The sequence below is a fragment of the Streptomyces kanamyceticus genome (assembly GCF_008704495.1).
In the GTDB taxonomy this organism is placed as follows: domain Bacteria; phylum Actinomycetota; class Actinomycetes; order Streptomycetales; family Streptomycetaceae; genus Streptomyces; species Streptomyces kanamyceticus.
Window position 1 is genome coordinate 5,432,927 of sequence record NZ_CP023699.1, and the last position, 18,435, is coordinate 5,451,361.

Genomic DNA, 18,435 nt, shown 5'->3' on the forward strand with positions numbered 1-18,435 from the left:
GTTGGCAACCAACTCTGCTTGAGTTGTCCCCACTTGGTCGGAGTTCATAAACAACTTCCAGTCAACTGCCCAAAGATGGTGGTCAGTTGTATCGTCTGGTCGTGACCCAGGAGAACGTGGCAGTGAACGGCAGTAGAAAACTCTCACACAAGGACATCGCCGACACCCTCCGCGACCGCATCCGGGCGGGCGAGCTCAAGGCGGGCGACCGCCTGCCGACCCAGGCCGAGCTCGCCGAGGAGTTCGGCGTCGAGCGCGGCAGCGTGCGGCAGGCGATGAAGGCACTGCAGAGCGAAGGCCTCCTCTCCAACGTCAGCAAGGGCAGTCCGCCGCGGGTGGCGGCGGCTGTCACCACGGCGACCGTCAGCGAGGGCCCCCAGCCCTCCATGGTCGCGCTCGCCCCGCGCCTTGCCGCCGCCTTCGCCGAGCCGCACGTGCGGATCGACGTCGTGTCGTACACGGCGGAGACGCTCATGATCGCGATGGGCGAGCCGGTGCGGCTCATCCACGAGGGCAGGCTGCGCCCCGAGTCGATCGATCTGCGGGTGCTGCTGCCGAGCAGCGAGATCGATCTGGCGTTCCCGGTGCCGGTCAAGGCGGACGCGGCGGGCCGCGAGCGGCTGCACGAGAACTGGCTGGCCCAGCGCAACGCCCAGGGCCAGGTCCTGCGCCACAACCTCCGCGCCCTGCGCGCCTCGCACGGCATCGACGTCCATGTGACCTTCCGCGCCCTGCCGTTCACCACGCCGATCAAGCTGTATCTGCTGAACGGCGCGGAGGCGCTCGTGGCGTACTACACGCTGGAGCGGCAGCCGGTGGACCTGGAGGAGGGCGGTGCGGGGCGCGAGCTGTTCAAGTACGACTCCGGGGGCATCAAGGTGCCTCTCTTCTCCTTCGAGAAGGGGGATCCGGCCGCGCGCGACTCCATGTTCGTCGACCAGTCCCAGAAGTGGTTCGACGCCCTATGGGAAACCATCACCATGGACCTGACACTCTCTTAGGTGACTTCTGACTCGACGCAATCCGACGCGACACATTCGGGGACGGTCGAAGAAGAGATCGAGAGGCTTCGCTCTCTGATCGATTCCGTCCGTTTCGTGCTGTTCGACTTCGACGGTCCCATCTGCCACCTCTTCGCCGGGCTCGCGGCGGAGCGGGTGGCGGAGGACCAGGTCCGGTGGCTGGAGGAGCAGGGCCTGCGCGGCCTGCTCGCCGGTGGGGTGCGCGAGGAGCCCGACCCCTATGTGGTCCTGCGCGCCGTCGACGCCCGCAGCCCGGGCAGCGACCTGGTCACCGAGCTCGAGGAGCGCCTCACCCAGCAGGAGCTCAGCGCCGTGACCTCCGCCATGCCCACCGCGTACGTCGACCCGCTGATCCGCACCTGGTCGGCCGTCGGCGCCCGGCTCGCCGTCACGACGAACAACTCCCCGCGCGCGGTGGGCCGTTATCTCGCCTCGCGCGGCCTCACGGACTGCTTCGCCCCGCACGTCTACGGCCGCACCCACGACCTCCACCTGCTCAAGCCCCACCCCCACTGCGTCCAGCGCGCCCTGGACGCGATGGGCGCCGATCCGGCCCGCACCCTGATGATCGGTGACGCGCCTTCGGACTACGTGGCCGCGCGGCGGGCGGGCGTACGATTCCTGGGCTACGCGCGTAACGATCGCAAGGCGCGGCCGCTGCGCGAGGCCGGTGCCACCCACCTCGTCGAGTCCCTGAAACCGCTCCTCGGAGTTGTATACGCCGTAGGCGACACTAAGGCTCAGTAAAGGGGCAGGCTGAGTAAGCAAACGCCGCGCCGATGTCCAGAATGCGGCAAGTCACAGGAACGGTTCCCCGCACAGGTACCCTCTGCCCTCATGTCGTCACCTCCGCCTCGATCTCCCCACGAGGCGCCGCAGCGCGGACGTCGCGAATCGCTCATCAAGCGCCTCGCCGACTCGCACAAGGAAAGCCCCGACCGTGAGGTCGTAGCCGGGTACCACAACGTCAACTACGTGGTGCCGCTCGGCTGGCGGCTCGCCCTCCTCCTCGGCACGATGCCGTTCAGCGCCCACGTCAAGTGCCGGATGCCGCGCGACACGGTGCAGGTGGTGCCGCGCATCTGGAGGCGCGAGACCGAGGTGCTCGCGGCGGTGACCCGCGAGTTGAAGAAGGAAGTCCCGCGCTGTTTCCGGGACTTCGGTGACTGGTCGCTGCACTCCTACCGGGCCGGGGAGGTGCTCTCCGACGTACACACCGAGGGCCCCATCGGCGAGTCCATGATGCGGGCCTTCGCCAAGTTCTTCGCCAAGACGGCGGGCGTGCGGGAGGAGAGACTGCCGTCCACCCCCGAGGGCTGGCCGAAGACAGGACAGAGCCAGGAGTTCTTCGACTGGCTGATCGGCTTCACCGAGAGCCGGGTGCACCAGGGCAACCGATGGCGCTTCGGCGACCTGTTCGAAGCGGTGGGCATCCGCGCCGACGTCATGACGTCCTTCCGCGATGACCCGCAGCGCCCGCGGCTGACCCCGCGGCCCTTCTGCCTCCTGCACACCGACGTCCATCGGGCCAACGTCGTCGTCGACCGCAAGCGGCTCACGGTCCGCGCGGTCATCGACTGGGAGTTGGCCATGTACGGCGACCCCCTGCACGAGCTCGCCACCCATCTCGTACGCATGGACTACGAGAAGGAAGAGCAGACCCGGATGACGGAGCTGTGGACCGAGGAGATGGAGAACGCGGGCCACCACGATCTGACGGCGGGCCTGGACACCGACCTGACCGCCTATCTGGACTTCGAGTACGGCCAGTCCGTCTTCCCCGACGTCATGCGGGCGGCGCTCGACCTGCTCGCCCTGCCGCAGGAGCCGGCCGACGAGGACTTCACGCGGGCGGCACGGCAAGTCTGCCGGGCGTTGCGGCGCGCGGCCGAACCCCTGAAGCTGAGGAGGGTGCCCGACGAGGGGCGCGCCCAGGACGCGTTGCGCGCCTGGTACGCCGGGCCGCACGGCCGGGCGTAGGAGGAGGCGCCGCGCGCGGCGAAGTCCGCGCGGGGCGCTGAGGTCCTCGACGCGGCCTTCGACGAGACCTTCGACGAATGGGGTGCGGTGGGAGACGAGACGAACGGCGGTGCGTACGGCGGGGTGCCTGAGGTGATGGGCAGGGGCGTCGAGGGCCCGGTGCGGCGGGGGGCCTTCACGTCCCCGGCGGGGCCCGGCACGCGTGAACTGGACGAGGTGCGGGCGCTGTTCGCGGATCCGGCGGGGAGGTGCGTGCTGTTCGACTTCGACGGGCCCATCTGCCGTCTCTTCCCCGGCGACGCGTCCAAGGACGTCGCCGACGCGTTCTGGAAGCTGGTCAGCGAGCGCGGCCTCCACGACGTGATCGACCCGGCGGACCTGCACTCCAAGGACCCCTACGACGTCCTGCGCGACGTTGCCCGCGAGCGGCCGGGCAGCGAGGCCGTCACCGCCTTCGAGGACCTTCTCACGGAAGGCGAGGTACGCGCCGCGCAGTGCGCCCCGGCCACCCGGGGCGCCCACGAGCTCATCCGCGAACTGTGGCGGCGGGGCGCCCGGATCGCCGTCGTCACCAACAACTCCCCGCGCGCGGTGGCCTCTTACCTGCACCGGCACGGTCTGTCCGACGCGTTCGGGCCGCACATCTACGGGCGCGGGCCCGACGCGGACCAGCTCAAGCCGGACCCCGACCCGGTGCTGCGCGCGCTGGCCGGGCTCGGTGCCGAGCCCGGTGACGCGGTGATGATCGGGGACACGGTGTCCGACCTGGTCGCCGCGCGGGAGGCGGAGGTTCGCTTCGTCGGCTACGCGCGCGATGACCGCGAGGCCGCGCCGCTGCGGGCCGCGGGGGCAGGGGCGGTCGTCCGTGCGCTCGCGCCGCTGATCGGCCTGCTCAAGGTGCCACCGCAGGGGTCGCAGGGGTCGCGGGGGTCGCGGGGGTCACGGGGGTCGCAGGGACGTTAGCGGGCGGTCAGCGGGACCTGCGCCTGAACAGCGTGCCGGACAGGGCCGCCGACCCGCCCAGGATGGCCGCGCACCACGCCAGGGCCACCCACGGCGTGCTGCCCGTCGGCTCGTTCAGGAGGAGGCCGCGGAGGGAGTCGATGACCGGGGTGACCGGCTGGTTGTCCGCGAACGGCTGGAGCCAGCCCGGCATCGTGTCCGTGCGGACGAACGCGCTGCTCGGGTAGGGCAGGAAGCTCACGAAGAAGGTGAAACCGCCCGCCGCCTCGGGGGACGTGGCGAGCAGGCCCACCATCGCCGAGAGCCAGGACAGGGCGAGGATGAAGGCCAGGAGGATCCCGGCGGCCGCGAGCCAGCCCGCGGGGGTCGCGGTGGGGCGGAAGCCGATGGCGAAGGCGAGGCCGAGGACGAGTGTCGTGGCGATCGCGTTGCGGACGGCGGAGGCGATGACGTGCCCGGCCAGGATCGGGACGCCGCCGACGTCCAGCGAGCGGAAGCGGTCGATGATGCCGCCCTTGAGGTCCTCGGTGACGGCGATCGCCGTGTTCGCCGAGCCGAAGCCCGCGCAGAGCAGCAGCACGCCGGGGACCACGTAAGTGACGTACTCCGTACCGGTGTTGATCGAGCCGCCGAAGAAGTACACGAAGATCAGGAGCAGCATCACGGGCAGGGCCAGGCCCGTGATCAGCGCGTCCGTGTTGCGGCGGCTCAGGCGCAGGGAGCGGGCCGTCATCACCAGGGCGTGCGGGGCGGCTTCAGACATGGGCGGGCGCCTTCGGGGTGGTGGGTGTGGTGTGCGTCAGGGCCAGGAAGACGTCGTCGAGGCTCGCGCCGCGCAGGGTGAACGTCGCCACCTCCGTGCCGTGCGGGTCGAGTTCGTCGAGCAGCGCGCGCACGTGGCGGGCGGTGCCGTCCGTCGGGATGCCGAGCGTGAGCGTCTCGGGGGAGTGGTGGGTGGCGCGGGCCGCCAGGCGCGTGTAGGCGGCGGCGTCGGTGAGCGTGAGGTCGACGCGGTGGCCCGCCACGCGTGACTTGAGCGCCGCGGCCGTGCCGTCGGCGACCACGCGGCCCTCGTGCAGCACCGCGACGCGGTCGGCGAGCTCGTCCGCCTCCTCCAGGTACTGGGTGGTGAGGAACACCGTCGTGCCCTGTGCCGTGAGTTCGCGGACGACCTCCCACATCTGGCGGCGGCTGCGCGGGTCGAGGCCCGTCGTGGGCTCGTCCAGGAAGATCACCTCGGGGTCGCCGACGAGGCCCGCCGCGAGGTCGACGCGGCGCCGCATCCCTCCCGAGTACGTGGCCACCAGGCGGTCGCCCGCGTCCGTCAGGCCGAAGCGGTCGAGCAGTTCGGCGGCCCTGGCGCGGGCCGCCGGGCGGGACAGGCCCGCGAGCCGCGCCATCATGCGGAGGTTCTCGGCGCCGGTCTGCTTCTCGTCGACCGCGGCGAACTGGCCGGTGAGGCTGAGGGCGCGGCGGGCCGCGCGGCGCTCCGTACGGATGTCGTGGCCCGCGATCCGCGCGCTGCCCGAGTCCGGTTCGGTGAGGGTGGCGAGGATGCGGACGACGGTCGTCTTGCCCGCGCCGTTCGGGCCCAGGAGGGCGAAGACCGTGGCCGGGGGGACGTGCAGGTCTATGCCGCGCAGGACCTGGACCGGGTCCCGGCCCTTGCCCTGGTCGTAGGACTTGTGCAGGGAACTGGCTTCGATGGCGGGGGGCCGCTCTGGGGTGAGGGGCGTGGGTGCGGGCATCGGCGCTCCTTATTGCGTAAGGCATACGCATTACTGCGTAAGGGTTACGCAGAACTACGATGTGCGTCAAGCGTGGGCGAGGAAGGGAGCTCTTCAGTGGCGGCGGACGGCGGCGCGGGCAGCGGCTCGGGCAGCGACGCGGGCACGGGGCTGCCTGCCAGCCTCGAGACTGCCTGGGGGCTGCGGGAGCGGCCCGCGAAGGGGCCGCGGCCGGGGCTCACCCTCGATCGCATCGTCGCCACGGGTCTCGCTGTCGCGGTGGCCGAGGGGCTCGGGGCGGTCTCCATGGGGCGGGTCGCCAAGGAGCTCGGCGTCTCCACCATGTCGCTCTACCGGTACGTCTCCGCCAAGGACGAGTTGTACGTCCTGATGCAGGACGCCGCGACGGGGGTGCCGCCGCGGCGGCCCGATGGCGTGGCGGGGTGGCGGGCCGGGCTCGAATGGTGGGCCCGGGAGCAGCGGCGGGTCTTCCAGCGGAACCTGTGGCTGGTCCGGATGCCGATCAGCTCGCCGCCCGCCACTCCGAGCGGGCTCGAGTGGATGGAGCGGGGGCTCTCCGCGATGGAGGGCACCGGCCTTGACGGCGGGCAGCGGATCTCGGTGCTGATGCTGGTCGGGGGGTACGTGCGCAGCGAGGTCTCCTTGATGGCCGATCTCGATGCCGCGATGCGGGCGGACGGGCTTTCGCCCGAGGAGGTCATGCGGCGCTACGCGCGGACCGTGGACGCGTTGACCTCGGTCGATCCGGAACGGTTTCCCGCCTTGCGGGAGGTCCTCGGGCAGGGCGTGCTCGATGGGGCGGACGCCGGGGACGCGGAGTTCGAGTTCGGGCTCGCCCGGGTGCTTGATGGGGTGGCTGTGCTGGTCGGGGGGCTCTGAGGTGCGGGGGCTCTTAGGCGGGCGGGGGGGCTCTGAGGCCGGGGGCTCACGCGTAGCGGCTCAGGCCTGCGCGTAGGCGGGTGAAGGCCGCCGTGGCCTCTGTGGTGGCCCGGGGGGCTACTTCCGCGGCTGACGCGCCCGCGGCGATGCGGCGCCAGTTCTCCATGGCGAGGATCCGCTGGGTGGCGACGATCTGCGCCGCGGCCAGGCGGGCCTCCAGGGGGGTGCCGCCGTGGGCTTCGGCGAGGGCGGTGGACAGGGACTGCTCGGAGCGGTCCTGGTAGCCGTAGAGCCGGGCCACCAGAGCCGGGGTGCCGTAGAGGAGTTGGTGGAAGGCGAGGACCGGCTCCGCGTCGTTGAGGCCGGTCACCGGGTCGTGGCGGGTGAGGCCGTCCAGGAAGTGGTGCTCCAGGGCCGTGAGGGCGGTGGGAGTGGGGGGCTGCGCGGTGGCGACCACCCGGGCCGGTTCGTCCTCGTGGTCGGCGAAGCGGTGCAGGACCAGGTCCTCTTTGGTCGGGAAGTAGCGGAACAGGGTGGGTTTGGAGATCTGGGCCGCGGCCGCCACCTCCGCCACCGAGACCTTCTCGAAGCCCCGCTCCAGGAAGAGGGCGATCGCGGTCTCGGAGACCGTCGCGTACGTCTGCTGCTTCTTGAGCTCTCGGAGGCTCGCTTCGGGTGCCATGGGGCGAGTCTAGCGGAGTTTTGGTATTCGGTTACAAATTTAACTCGGTTACATTATTCTGGGGTGCATGACTGAAGCCCTTGTCGAGGAACGCAGCTATCACGATGCCTGCCGCGCCGCTCTCACCGGCATGGTCGAAGGCGCTCAGGAGCAGGTTGTCGTCGGTGCGGACGTCTCGGCGTCCGGGGCCGACGCGGAGGTGCTCGGCTATCAGTTCCGCAGCCGGGCCAAGGCCCTGCGGGAGCTGCCCGAGGCGCCGTTGTTCTTCGGGCGGCTCGACTTCGCCGGGCAGGGGGCGGGTGAGCACAGCGGGCAGCGCTATTACGTGGGGCGCCTGCGCATCACCGAGCACCCCTCGGCCCCGCCGCTCGTGGTCGACTGGCGCGCTCCCGTCTCCCGCGCCTTCTATCAGGCGGGCGCCCGCGATCCGCAGGGCGTCGCGGTGCGGCGGCGGTTCGGCTGGGCGCCCGGGAGCAAGGGGGACTCCGGCGATCTCACGGGGCTTGAGGACGAGCACCTGGGATCGGGTGTGGAGAGCGCCGAGAGCCGCATCGTCGCCGGGGAGATCGAGCGGCCGAGGGTCGGGCCCATGCGGGACATCGCCGCGACCATCCAGCCCGAGCAGGACCATCTCGTCCGCGGGGAGCTCGGCCTCTCCGTGTGCGTGCAGGGGGCGCCGGGGACCGGGAAGACCGCCGTGGGACTGCACCGGGCCGCGTATCTGCTCTATACGCATCCGCAGCGCGTGCAGCGAGCCGGGCTGCTCGTGCTCGGGCCCAACCGCACCTTCCTGCGCTACATCGCCGAGGTGCTGCCCTCGCTCGGCGAGACCGGCGTGCGGCAGTCCACCGTGCAGGACGAGATCGGGCGGCATCCGGTGCGGGCGGTGGACGAGGAGGCCGCGGCGGTCGTCAAGCACGACGTGCGGATGGCCCGGGTGCTGCGCCGGGCGCTCTACGCACGGGTCGTGGCGCCCGCCGAGCCGGTGGCCGTGCCGGAGGGGTCCTACCGCTGGCGGCTGCCGGTGGAGGTGCTCGAGGAGATCGTCGAGGGCGTGCGGGCTGAGGAGCCGCCGTATGCCATCGGGCGCGAGCGCGTGCGGACCCGGGCCGTGCGGGCCATCCAGGAGCAGGCCGAGCGGCGTTCGGGGGTCAGGAACAACACCTGGGTGCAGAAGATCTCCAGGGCCCGTTCCGTGAGCGCCTTCGTGGATGGCAGCTGGCCCAGGGTCCGGGCCGACGAGCTGCTCGCCGGGCTGCTCTCGGACGGCGCCGCGCTCGCCGCCGCGGCCGACGGGGTGCTCGACGCCGGCGAACAGGCGGCGATCCTGTGGCAGCGGGCCCCGCGTTCGTACAAGTCGGCGAAGTGGACGGCCGCCGACCTCGTGCTGATGGACGAGATCGAGGGACTGCTCGAACGGCCCGCCGGTTACGGGCACATCGTCGTCGACGAGGCGCAGGACCTCTCGCCGATGGAGTGCCGGGTCATCGCGCGGCGCGCGGACTTCGGCTCGGTGACCGTCCTCGGGGACCTCGCCCAGGGCACCACCCCGTGGGCCGCCCGCAGCTGGCCCGAGCTCCTGGCGCAGCTGGGCAAGCCGGATGCCTCCGTCACGCCGCTGACGACCGGATTCCGGGTGCCCCGGGCCATCGTCGGGCTCGCCAATCAGCTCCTGGGGCGGCTCGATGTGGACGTGCCGCCCGCACGGTCGCTGCGCGCGGACGGGGAGTTGGCGATCCGCGAGGTCGAGGACGTGGCGGGCGCCGTGGTGGACGCGGTGCGCGCGGCGCTCGGCCGGGAGGGCTCCGTCGGGGTCATCGCCACCGACGGGGACGTCGAGGAGCTGCGCTCGGCCCTCGCCGGGGCGGGCATCGAGGCCGCCGGGCCCGACGAGCTCGGCGCGCGCGTGACGGTGCTGCCCGCGTCCGTCGCCAAGGGCCTGGAGTACGACCACGTCGTCGCGGTCGAACCCGCGGCGATCGCCGAAGCGGAACGGCGCGGGCTCAACCGGCTGTACGTGGTCCTCACCCGCGCGGTGTCCCGCCTCGACGTCCTGCACAGCCGACCCCTGCCGTGGGAGGTGCGGTCGTGCGACGGGGCCTAAGCGGCTTTGTGGAAGTTCGGTGCGGTTCCGCGCCCCGAAAGGGGCGCGGGGAACTGCGCGACCAGCCACATCCGGCCCGCAGGTTTGACACCGGTCTTCCAGCGGAGCGCTTAGCGCTCCATGACCGCTTCCATGACCGCCTTCGCGATCGGCGCGCCCAGCTTGCCGCCCGCGATCTCCTCGCGCGCGATGTTCATGTCGGACGGGTCGACGAAGACGGCCACCGCGACGGGCGACGAGCCGTCCTCCTTCTTGGCGTAGGAGACGAACCAGGCGTACGGCCGCTCGTCGTTGACGTCCGCGCCGTGCTGCGCGGTACCGGTCTTGCCGCCCACGGTGACGCCGTCGATCTTCGCCTTGCTCGCGGTGCCGTTCTCGACGGTGTTCTCCATCATGTCCTGCACCGTCTGCGCGGTCTTCCCGGAGACCGCCTGGCTGAGGGTGTCGGGCGACGCCTTCTCGATCGTCGAGAGGTCGGGGCCGCGCAGCTCCTCGACCATGTACGGCTTCATGACCTTGCCGTCGTTGGCGATGCCCGCGGTGACCATGGCCATCTGCAGCGGCGTGCTCGTCAGGCTGCCCTGGCCCATGCCGGTCAGCGCGGTCTGCGGCTTGTCGAGGTTCTTCGGATAGCTGCTGGCGACCGCCCGCACGGGGACGAACTGCTCTTCGTTGAAGCCGAACTTCTCCGCGGTCTCGCGCATGTCGTCCTTGCCGACCTTGAGCGCGGCATCGAGGAAGACGTTGTTGCAGGACCACTGCATGGCGGTCTTCAGCGAGACCTTGTCGCACAAGGAGTTGGGCACGTCGTTGCCGATCATGGTCGAGCTGAGCGGCAGCTTGTAGGGGGCCTTGGCGCCGGACGGCTTGTTCACGTCGGTCACCACGCCGTGCTCGAGCGCGGCCGCCGCGGTGAGGATCTTGAAGGTGGATCCCGGCGGGTAGATCTCGCGCAGCGCGCGGTTGTTCAGCGGCTTGTCCTTGCGCTTGCCGAGCTCCGCGAACTTCTTGCCCTCGGCCGTCGAGATGCCCGCGAAGACCGAGGGGTCGTACGAAGGAGTGCTCGCCAGGGCGAGGATCTTGCCGGTGCGGGGGTCGAGCGCGACCACCGCGCCCTTGGCGTCGAGGTCCACCAGGCCCTTGTAGGCGGCCTTCTGCGCCTTCGCGTCGATGGTCGTGACGACATCGCCGCCCTGCTGCTTCTTGCCGGTCAGCATGTCCAGGGTGCGCTTGATGAAGAGCCGGTCGTCGTTGCCGCTGAGGATGCCGCTGTGGACGCCCTCCAGGAAGGTGGCTCCCTGGGCCTGCGAGAAGTAGCCCGTCACCGGCGCGTACATGGGGCCTTCCTTGAAGACCCGCTTGTACTTGAAGTCGGAGCCGGGAGTCTCCTTCGAGCCGGTGATGGACTTGCCGCCGACGATGATGTCGCCGCGCGGGTGGGAGAAGGCCTCGATCTGCACCCGGCGGTTGTGCTCGTGGTTGGCCAGCTCGTCGTTCTCGGCGAACTGGACCCAGGTCGCGCGCAGCAGCAGCGCGAGGCTGAGGATCCCGCAGAAAACGGCTATGTGGCGCAGTGGCCGGTTCATCTGGCTTCTTCTCCCGGACGGCGGAGTGCTGACGACCCATCCTTGCCCGGAAAATGGTCTCTATGGGGCGGCTGTTGCAGAACGGTCACACGAATCTGGCGGATATCGACCGAAATTGCCCTCTCGCTACCGTTTGGCGGCCGCGCCCCCGCGCAGTACCTCGATGACGCTCGCGTAGCTGTCACCGCCGTGACCCGCCGCCGCGGCCCGCTCCATGGTGGCCTTCAGGAGCTCGGGCAGCGCGTTGTCCACACCCCGGTCCGCCGCCGCGTGGATGAGGTGGCCGATCGTCGCGATCTGTACGTCCACGGTGGCGTCGTCACCCGGGTAGTGACCGGCGTCCACCTGACCCGCGTACCGGGTGAGGAAACCGGCGACGGCGCCGTTCAGCCAGCGCAGCGCGACGGCCGTGAAGTCCTCGGCGCGCGTCCCGTCGGCGCCGGTCATGGCCGTCCCGTGCAGCCAGCCGGTGAACGTCGCCCACATCAGGCCGAGCAGCGCGGTGTCGTAGAGCGAGGCGAGGCCCGGCTCGGTGCCCAGGTGGATGGGGTCGCCGAGGGCGGCGAGCACCGGCCGGTAGGTCGCGAAGACCTCGGCCGAACCGCTGTAGAGGAACATCAGCTCCGGGTTGCCGACCCCCTCGGGCGTCGTCATGATCCCGCCGTCGAGATGGCCGATGCCGTGCGTACTGGCCCACGCGGACATCTCGTCGGCCCCCTCCGGAGAGGTGGAGGTGAGGTTCACCAGGGACTTCCCCGTCAGGGCGCCGGACTCCGCGAGCGGGTCGAGGATCTCGCGCAGGGCCGCGTCGTCCAGGACGCAGGCCAGCACGACCGGGCTCGCGGCGACCGCGTCGGCGGGGTCCGCGGCGAGCCGTGCGCCCCGATCGACCAGCGCCTTGGCCTTCTGCGGGGTGCGGTTCCAGACGGTGGTGGGGTGACCGCGGTCGAGGAGGGCGGCGGCGAGGGCGGCGCCCATGTTGCCGAGGCCGATGACCGTGACGGGGACGGGGGTGGGGGTGGTGTGTGCGTTCACGACGGGAGCGGGGTTGGTGTGTGCGTTCATGAGGAACACGCTCGCAGGGGGTGGCGGCGCGGAACAGTGACAGCCCTGACGGTGATCACCAAAATCCCGCCACGCCCCGAGGGGCGCTCACCTCCTCGTACGCTCGGGGCATGAGCGCTGGATCCGTCGCGGTGGTCGTGACAGAGGAGATCGGGCTCCCGTCCTGGGAGCTGTACGAACTGAGCATTCCGCTCACGGTGTTCGGCAAGCCGCAGCCGGACCTGGCGGAGCACTGGTACGACCTGCGGCTGTGCTCGACGCGTGAGTCGGGGGCGGGCGAGAGGGAGGGGGAGGGAGCGGGGGAGAAGGAGGGAGCAGGGGAAGGGCCGCGGGGTGGTGGTGACTTCGGGTTGTCCTTGCGCACGCCCTACGGTCTGGACGGGCTCGTCGGGGCGGACACCGTCGTCGTGACCTCGGTGCCCGACCGCTGTGTGGAGGAGGGCGCGCCGCTGCCGCCCGGCCTCGCCGACGCCCTGCGCCGCGCCCACGCCGCGGGCGCCCGGATGGTCTCGCTGTGCACCGGCGCCTTCGCGCTCGCCGAGGCCGGTCTCCTCGACGGCCGCAGGGCCACCGCGCACTGGATGCACACCGCCCAACTCGCAGCCCGCTACCCGGAGGTGACCGTCGACGACTCGGTCCTGTACGTCGACGACGGCGACGTCCTCACCAGCGCGGGCCTCACCGCGGGGCTCGACCTCTGTCTGCACCTGGTCCGCCGCGACCTCGGCGCGCACGTGGCGAACCAGCTGGCCCGGCGCATGGTGGTGCCCGCCCACCGTCCCGGCGGGCAGGCGCAGTTCATCGACCTGTCCGTGCCCGCGACGGACGACGAGGGCCTGGGGGCCGTACTGGAATGGGCTCGCGCGCACCTGGACCGGCCGCTCACCGTCGACGATCTGGCGCGCCGCGCGGCGCTGAGCCCGCGCACGCTCTACCGGCGCGTCCAGGCGGCCACCGGCACGACACCGCTCCAGTGGCTCCTCAATCAGCGCCTCGCGCGGGCCCAGGGCCTGCTCGAATCGACGGACCTGCCGGTGGAGAAGATCGGCGAACTCAGCGGCCTCGGCACGGCGAACAACCTCCGCCACCACTTCCTCAAGCAGGTAGGGGTGTCGCCGGGGGACTACCGGCGAGCCTTCTTCAGCGGACAGGACGCCTGACCACCCTGCCTGTTCCTCCTCTGCTCCACCGGGCGTCAGCCGTCAGCCGACCGTCAGCGTCTCCGAAGCGCCCGGGAGCAGAGTCGTCCCTGTCAGCAGGACAAGGGCCACGCCAGGGAGCACAGACGCCATGACCACCACCTCCACCACCTCCACCAGCCCCACCACCCCCGCCACCGCCTCCTCCGCCCCGGTGGAATCCCCGCTCCTGAGCCCCGCCCGCCTCGGTGAGCTGCGGCTCCCCAACCGGCTCGTCATGGCGCCCATGACCCGCAACCGCGCCTCCGCCGACGGCGTCCCGCTGCCCGTCATGGCCACGTACTACGCCCAGCGCGCCACCGCCGGACTCATCGTCGCCGAGGCCGCGACGCCGAACGCCGTCGGACAGACGTACGCCAACATCACCGCCATCCACACCGACGCGCACGTGGCGGGCTGGCGGCGGGTCACCGATGCCGTGCGGGACGCGGGCGGGCGGATGTTCCTGCAACTGCAGCACGGCGGGCGCATCGGGCACCCGGACAACAGCGGTCTTATGCCGGTCGCGCCCTCGCCGGTGCCGTTGCAGGACACCGTGCACACGCCGAGCGGGCATCAACCAGCGGTCGTACCAAAGGAGTTGACGGTCGACGAGATCCGTTCGACCGTCGCCGACTTCGCGGCAGCAGCGCGGCGGGCGATCGACGCGGGTTTCGAGGGCGTGGAGGTGCACGCCGCCAACGGCTACCTCCTCCAGCAGTTCCTCGCGAAGAACACCAACCAGCGCACCGACGCCTACGGAGGTCCGGTCGCGCACCGCATCCGGTTCGTGGTGGAGGTGGTCCGTGCCGTCGCCGAGGAGATCGGCCCGGAGCGGGTGGGCGTGCGCGTCGCGCCCGGCATCACGGTCAACGGCATCGAGGAGGGCGACACCGAGGACATCTATCCGGCGCTCGTCGACGCACTCGCGGGGATCGGCCAACTCGCCTACCTGCACGTCGTCTTCGCCGACCCGGACACCGTCCTCTTCAAGGAGATCCGCGCGAACTGGTCCGGCACGCTGATCGCCAACCCGGTGCTCGGCTGGGGCGGACCGCTGCCCGCCGACGGCGGCCGGGGCGCGGGCGAGCGGCTGCTCGCCGCCGGGGCCGACCTGATCTCGCTGGGCCGGTCCTTCCTCGCCAACCCTGACCTGGTCGAGCGGATGAGGGTCGGCGCGCCGCTCAACCCGCTCAACGACAAGGGCCTGATGTACGTGGGCGGTGCCGAGGGCTACACCGACTATCCGACGCTGACCGGCTGACCGGCTGACCGGCTGACCGGGTGACCGGGTGACCGGGTGATCGGCCCGCTCTCCCCCCCTACCGGGAAAACAACTGGCGGCCGGTGCGGGGGCGGGCCTAGCTTGTGCGCTCGTGACTGATCATCCGAGGGCACGGGAACTGACGAGGTCCGGAACCGGGGAGCCCGCGGGTGGGGGAGGCGTCGAGCGGCCCGTCGTCGTACGCGAAGGTCTCTACTCCCGGCCGTACTTGGCGGCCACCACCAGCATCGCCGCCGTGATGTTCCTGACCGGTTTCGCCGCGCTGGCCGTGGTGCCGACGCTGCCGCTGGCCGCGCGGGACCTGGACGGGGTGGCGCTCTACCCGCTGGTGGCAGGCTGTTTCGTGGCCGCGAGCCTGCTGGGCGGGGTGCTCGGCGGCGACTGGGCGGACCGGGCGGGGGCACGCGGGCCGCTGGCCGCGGGCGTCGCGCTCGCCGTGGCGACGCTGTTGATCTCGGCGGCCAGCACCTCCATCTGGCAACTGGCCGCGGGCCGCTTCCTGGACGGCCTCGCCGCCGGAATGATCGCGGTCGCGGTCAACACGGCCGTCGCCCAGACGTATCCCGATCGTCTGCGACCGCGCGCGCTGTCCCTGATGAGCACGTGCTGGATCATCCCGTCCCTCACGGGCCCGCCGCTCGCGGGCCTGGTCGCGGAGTGGTGGTCGTGGCGCGCGGTGTTCTACGGCCTGGCCGCGGTGACGGTGCTTCCGGCGATAGCGGTGGTGGTGCTGTTGCGCGGGGGCGCGGGGAGTGGACCTGGCCGTACGACGGAGGGGGAGACGGCCGACGAAGCACCCGGGAAGGCGCTCGGCGAAGCACCCGGGAAGGCGCTCGGCGAAGCACCCGGGAAGGCGCTCGGCGAGGCGGCCGGGCAAGTGTCTCGGGAGGTGCCCGGCGAGGTGGCCGGTAACGCGGACGGTGAGGCAGGTGAGGGCGCGGCCGGGAAGGCAGACAGGGCGGCGGCCGGGCAAGAGCTTCGGGAGGCGCCCGGTGAGGCGTCCCGGAAGGACGCCGATGGCGTGGCGAGTGGCGTGGACAGGGTGCGGCCCTCGTTGGTCGTTGCCGCCGCGGTGAGCGTGGGGGCCGCGCTCGGGCAGTACGCCGCTTCGGGGTGGGATCTGCTCCATCTCCTCTGCGGAGCGGGCGGGTTCGCGGTGCTCGGGGTCTTCGCCGCGCGGCTCCTGCCGCCCCGCACCTGGCGCGCGGCCCGCGGTCTGCCCGCGTCGGTGCTGCTGCGCGGCCTGGCCTCCGGAGCGTTCTTCACGCTGGAGGCGTTCGTCCCGCTGTACCTCGTCACGGAACGGCACGCCGCCCCCCTGGTGACCGGACTCGCGTTCACGGGCGCCGCCGTGGCCTGGGCCGCCGCGTCCTGGGTCCAGGGCCACCTGCTCGCCGGACGGCCCCGGCACCGCCTGGTGGTGATCGGCGCGCTGATCATGGCGGCAGCCGTGGCGCTGGCCGCGCTCAGCACGCTGTCGGGCCTGTTCGGGCCCGGCGCCACGGGCACGGCGCTGGCCGCTTCGGCGATGCCCGCCGCCGCCATCGGCATGGGCCTGCTGACCCCGTCGCTCACCCTCCTCTCCCTTGGCCACAGCCCCCCGGACCGCCAGGGCTACGCGAGCGCCGCGATGCAGACCACCCAGAACCTGGGCCAGGTCACGGTGATGGCCGTCGCGTCGGCCCTGTTCACCGCGGCCGGTGCGCTCGCCGCGACGCCGGGCCCCGGCTACACCACGGCCTTCGCCCTCCTCCTGGCCCCGTCCCTCCTGGTCGCGCTGCTCGCGGCACGAGCCCGCGAGGCCTGAGCGGTCTGAACGGCCTGAGCGCACGGCATGACCGAGCGGCCGGGTCCGGGCCTACCCCAGGAACTCCGCCACGACCGCCACGAACCGCCCGGGATCGTCGAGCCACGGGAAGTGCCCCGCACCGGGCTGCACGCTCAACTGCCCTCCGTGCAAGAGGGACTTGAGCTCCGCCATCGGACGCGGCGGCGCACTCAGGTCCACCTCGCCGGTGAGCAGCAGCACCGGACGTACGAAGCGGGCGAGCGCGTCACGCGTCGCGGCGGCGTCGAACGCTCCCTCGGCGCCGAACGCGGCCACCACCTCGTGGTCCATCTGCCCCGCCTCGGCCGCCTGGTGGCGGCGGGCCTCCGCATCCCAACGGCCGTACGAGAAAGGGGCGATGGCTGCCCAGCTGTCACCGGTGGCCCGCCCCTCGGTGATCTCGCGCAGCGCCGCGTACGCCGCCGGGAACCATGGCTCGGCCGCGCGCAGCCGAGCCGTCTCCAGGCGGTCGTCCGCGGTGATCGCGATGTCGACGGCACGGACGCTCGGTGTGATCAGCGCGAGCCTGCCGACGTGCTCGGGATGCCGTGCCGCGTACTGGAGCGCCAGGTTCGCGCCGCCGCTGTGCGCGAGCACGTCCGTGCGTTCGACGTCGAGCCCGAGGTCGAGGCGGAGGTGCTCGCGCAGCGCCGTGACGTCGTCGACGAGCCGGTCGCAGCGGCAGGACGCGAGGTCGGCGGGGCGCTCGGAGCGGCCGGTGCCCCGCAGGTCGAGCCGGATCAGCTGCCGGTGCGCGGAGAGTCCGCCGAGGTCGCCGAGGTACACGGAGTCCTGCGGTCCGCCGGGCAGGCAGATCAGGGGGCGGCCTTCGCCGATGACGTCGTACGAGAGACGGGTTCCGTCAGGCGCGGAGAAAGAAGACGAGAAAGAAGACGAAAGGGAAGAGGGCGCGGGCATGGTGGAGGTCCTTTCAGTGGGGTGCCTGTGGGCACTCCCAGGGCCACCCGCGTCAGAACAACCGCACCGCCGCGAAGGAGGAGAGCACCCAGCCTGGTCCTGCGTTGATGGGTCTCACCTCCTCGGTCCCACGGTCCTGCCGGTCATGTGCAGGGCGACGGTATCAGGACGGGTCCTTGAGTGCAGGCACCGAACGCGGATTCCCGTCCTCGACCCCGCTCGTGACTCCGCTCTTGACCCCGTCCTCGACCCCGTTCTTGACCCCGTTCTTGACCGGACGCGTATAGACCTTCGCGACGCACGCGGGAATCGCCGCCCCGTCCCCGTGGTCGCGCGCCCGGTACGCGCTGGGGCTCTCGCCGACCAGCTCGGTGAAGCGCGAGCTGAACGAGCCGAGCGACGTACAGCCCACCTCCATGCAGACGTCCGTCACCGACAGGTCCCCGCGCCGCAGCAGCGCCTTGGCGCGCTCGATCCTGCGGGTCATGAGGTAGCTGTACGGCGTCTCGCCGTAGGCGGCGCGGAAGCTGCGCGAGAAGTGGCCGGGGGACATGAGGGCGTCACCGGCCAGCGCGGAGACGTCCAGCGGCTGCGTGTATTCGCGGTCCATCCGGTCACGGGCCCGCCGCAGCCGGACGAGGTCGGAGAGAGGCACATGAATACGGTACCGACCCGACTGCTCAGGCGGGCTTGCTCTCTTGTAGTTACTCAGGAACCGTAGGAGAGTCAGCGCCCACCTGGAAGAACCCACTCTTCAGTGACGAGGGAACCCGATGTCTACCAAGCACGAGCTCAAGGGCCTGCCCGAGGACGCGGACCTCAGGCGCGCCGACTCGCTGGCGCGGGAGATCTTCTCCGACGTCGCCAACAAGTGGGCGTTCCTGATCGTCGAGGCGCTCGGCGAGCGCACCCTGCGCTTCAGCGAGCTGCGCGACGAGGTCGAGGGCGTCAGCCACAAGATGCTCACCCAGAACCTGCGCATGCTGGAGCGCAACGGCCTGGTCGACAGGAAGGTGCACCCCACCGTGCCGCCGCGGGTCGAGTACACCCTCACGGCGGCGGGCCGTGGCCTGCGCGCCACGGTCGACGCCATGTGCGGCTGGACGCACGAGCACCTCGGGCACATCGAGGACGCGCGCCGCCGCTTCGACGCCTGACGCCTGACGCCTGACGTCCAAGGGGGCACCGTGTCAGCGG

At 71.6% G+C, this 18,435-nt stretch carries 17 protein-coding genes; 10 read left to right on the plus strand and 7 right to left on the minus strand.

Annotated features, from left to right (window positions below):
- The first annotated feature begins 95 nt into the window (after positions 1-95).
- The 4 genes from CP970_RS23250 (at position 96) to CP970_RS23265 (ending at position 3,965) form a co-directional block, all read left to right on the plus strand.
- Complete coding sequence (locus CP970_RS23250) at positions 96-1,001, plus strand: winged helix-turn-helix domain-containing protein (RefSeq protein WP_055551690.1); 906 nt, start codon at positions 96-98, stop codon at positions 999-1,001.
- 96 nt (positions 1,002-1,097) lie between these two features.
- The gene (locus CP970_RS23255; RefSeq protein WP_055551646.1) at positions 1,098-1,769 is read left to right on the plus strand and encodes an HAD family hydrolase; all 672 of its coding nucleotides are present in this window, start codon (positions 1,098-1,100) and stop codon (positions 1,767-1,769) included.
- A gap of 90 nt (positions 1,770-1,859) precedes the next feature.
- Positions 1,860-3,002: a phosphotransferase family protein gene (locus CP970_RS23260; RefSeq protein ID WP_055551643.1), complete on the plus strand. Its 1,143-nt coding sequence runs from the start codon at positions 1,860-1,862 to the stop codon at positions 3,000-3,002.
- A gap of 87 nt (positions 3,003-3,089) precedes the next feature.
- Positions 3,090-3,965 carry an HAD family hydrolase gene (locus tag CP970_RS23265; RefSeq protein WP_224058646.1) on the plus strand — a complete coding sequence of 292 codons (876 nt, stop codon included), beginning with the start codon at positions 3,090-3,092 and terminating at the stop codon, positions 3,963-3,965.
- Positions 3,966-3,972: 7 nt separating this feature from the next.
- Here the strand turns inward: CP970_RS23265 and CP970_RS23270 are convergent, their stop codons facing one another.
- On the minus strand, positions 3,973-4,728 hold the full coding sequence (locus tag CP970_RS23270; protein WP_150493831.1) for an ABC transporter permease: 756 nt from the start codon (positions 4,726-4,728) through the stop codon (positions 3,973-3,975).
- A complete protein-coding gene (locus CP970_RS23275) occupies positions 4,721-5,713 on the minus strand; it encodes an ATP-binding cassette domain-containing protein (protein ID WP_055556471.1) in 993 nt (330 codons plus the stop codon). The genes CP970_RS23270 and CP970_RS23275 overlap by 8 nt, the downstream gene beginning before the upstream one ends.
- A 96-nt stretch (positions 5,714-5,809) precedes the next feature.
- Between CP970_RS23275 and CP970_RS23280 the strand changes: the two genes are divergently transcribed.
- On the plus strand, positions 5,810-6,592 hold the full coding sequence (locus tag CP970_RS23280; protein WP_224058649.1) for a TetR/AcrR family transcriptional regulator: 783 nt from the start codon (positions 5,810-5,812) through the stop codon (positions 6,590-6,592).
- 46 nt (positions 6,593-6,638) lie between these two features.
- Here CP970_RS23280 and CP970_RS23285 read toward each other — a convergent pair whose 3' ends face one another.
- The gene (locus tag CP970_RS23285; protein WP_055554806.1) at positions 6,639-7,274 is read right to left on the minus strand and encodes a TetR/AcrR family transcriptional regulator; all 636 of its coding nucleotides are present in this window, start codon (positions 7,272-7,274) and stop codon (positions 6,639-6,641) included.
- Between the two features lie 67 nt (positions 7,275-7,341).
- On the opposite strand from CP970_RS23285, the gene CP970_RS23290 reads away from it, so the two are divergent.
- Positions 7,342-9,378 (plus strand): HelD family protein, encoded by a 2,037-nt coding sequence (locus CP970_RS23290; protein ID WP_055554808.1) that lies wholly within the window; start codon positions 7,342-7,344, stop codon positions 9,376-9,378.
- Positions 9,379-9,488: 110 nt separating this feature from the next.
- On the opposite strand, the gene CP970_RS23295 is transcribed toward CP970_RS23290, so the two are convergent.
- Entirely contained in the window at positions 9,489-10,964 is a 1,476-nt protein-coding gene (locus CP970_RS23295; protein ID WP_055554809.1) for a peptidoglycan D,D-transpeptidase FtsI family protein, read from the minus strand.
- A 126-nt stretch (positions 10,965-11,090) separates the two neighbouring features.
- Positions 11,091-12,029 (minus strand): NAD(P)-dependent oxidoreductase, encoded by a 939-nt coding sequence (locus CP970_RS23300; protein ID WP_150493833.1) that lies wholly within the window; start codon positions 12,027-12,029, stop codon positions 11,091-11,093.
- A 131-nt stretch (positions 12,030-12,160) separates the two neighbouring features.
- Here CP970_RS23300 and CP970_RS23305 point away from each other — a divergent pair, with 131 nt between their 5' ends.
- The 3 genes from CP970_RS23305 (at position 12,161) to CP970_RS23315 (ending at position 16,299) form a co-directional block, all read left to right on the plus strand.
- Positions 12,161-13,189: a GlxA family transcriptional regulator gene (locus tag CP970_RS23305; protein WP_450262722.1), complete on the plus strand. Its 1,029-nt coding sequence runs from the start codon at positions 12,161-12,163 to the stop codon at positions 13,187-13,189.
- Between the two features lie 130 nt (positions 13,190-13,319).
- Entirely contained in the window at positions 13,320-14,471 is a 1,152-nt protein-coding gene (locus CP970_RS23310; protein WP_150493837.1) for an alkene reductase, read from the plus strand.
- 259 nt (positions 14,472-14,730) lie between these two features.
- Positions 14,731-16,299, plus strand: a complete 1,569-nt coding sequence (locus CP970_RS23315) for an MFS transporter (protein ID WP_055546521.1) — start codon at positions 14,731-14,733, stop codon at positions 16,297-16,299.
- 51 nt (positions 16,300-16,350) lie between these two features.
- Here the strand turns inward: CP970_RS23315 and CP970_RS23320 are convergent, their stop codons facing one another.
- Positions 16,351-17,238 carry an alpha/beta fold hydrolase gene (locus CP970_RS23320; RefSeq protein WP_055546519.1) on the minus strand — a complete coding sequence of 296 codons (888 nt, stop codon included), beginning with the start codon at positions 17,236-17,238 and terminating at the stop codon, positions 16,351-16,353.
- Between the two features lie 163 nt (positions 17,239-17,401).
- A complete protein-coding gene (locus tag CP970_RS23325) occupies positions 17,402-17,848 on the minus strand; it encodes a helix-turn-helix transcriptional regulator (protein ID WP_079043433.1) in 447 nt (148 codons plus the stop codon).
- A 163-nt stretch (positions 17,849-18,011) separates the two neighbouring features.
- On the opposite strand from CP970_RS23325, the gene CP970_RS23330 reads away from it, so the two are divergent.
- Positions 18,012-18,395 (plus strand): winged helix-turn-helix transcriptional regulator, encoded by a 384-nt coding sequence (locus tag CP970_RS23330; protein ID WP_055546517.1) that lies wholly within the window; start codon positions 18,012-18,014, stop codon positions 18,393-18,395.
- The last annotated feature ends 40 nt before the right edge of the window (positions 18,396-18,435 follow it).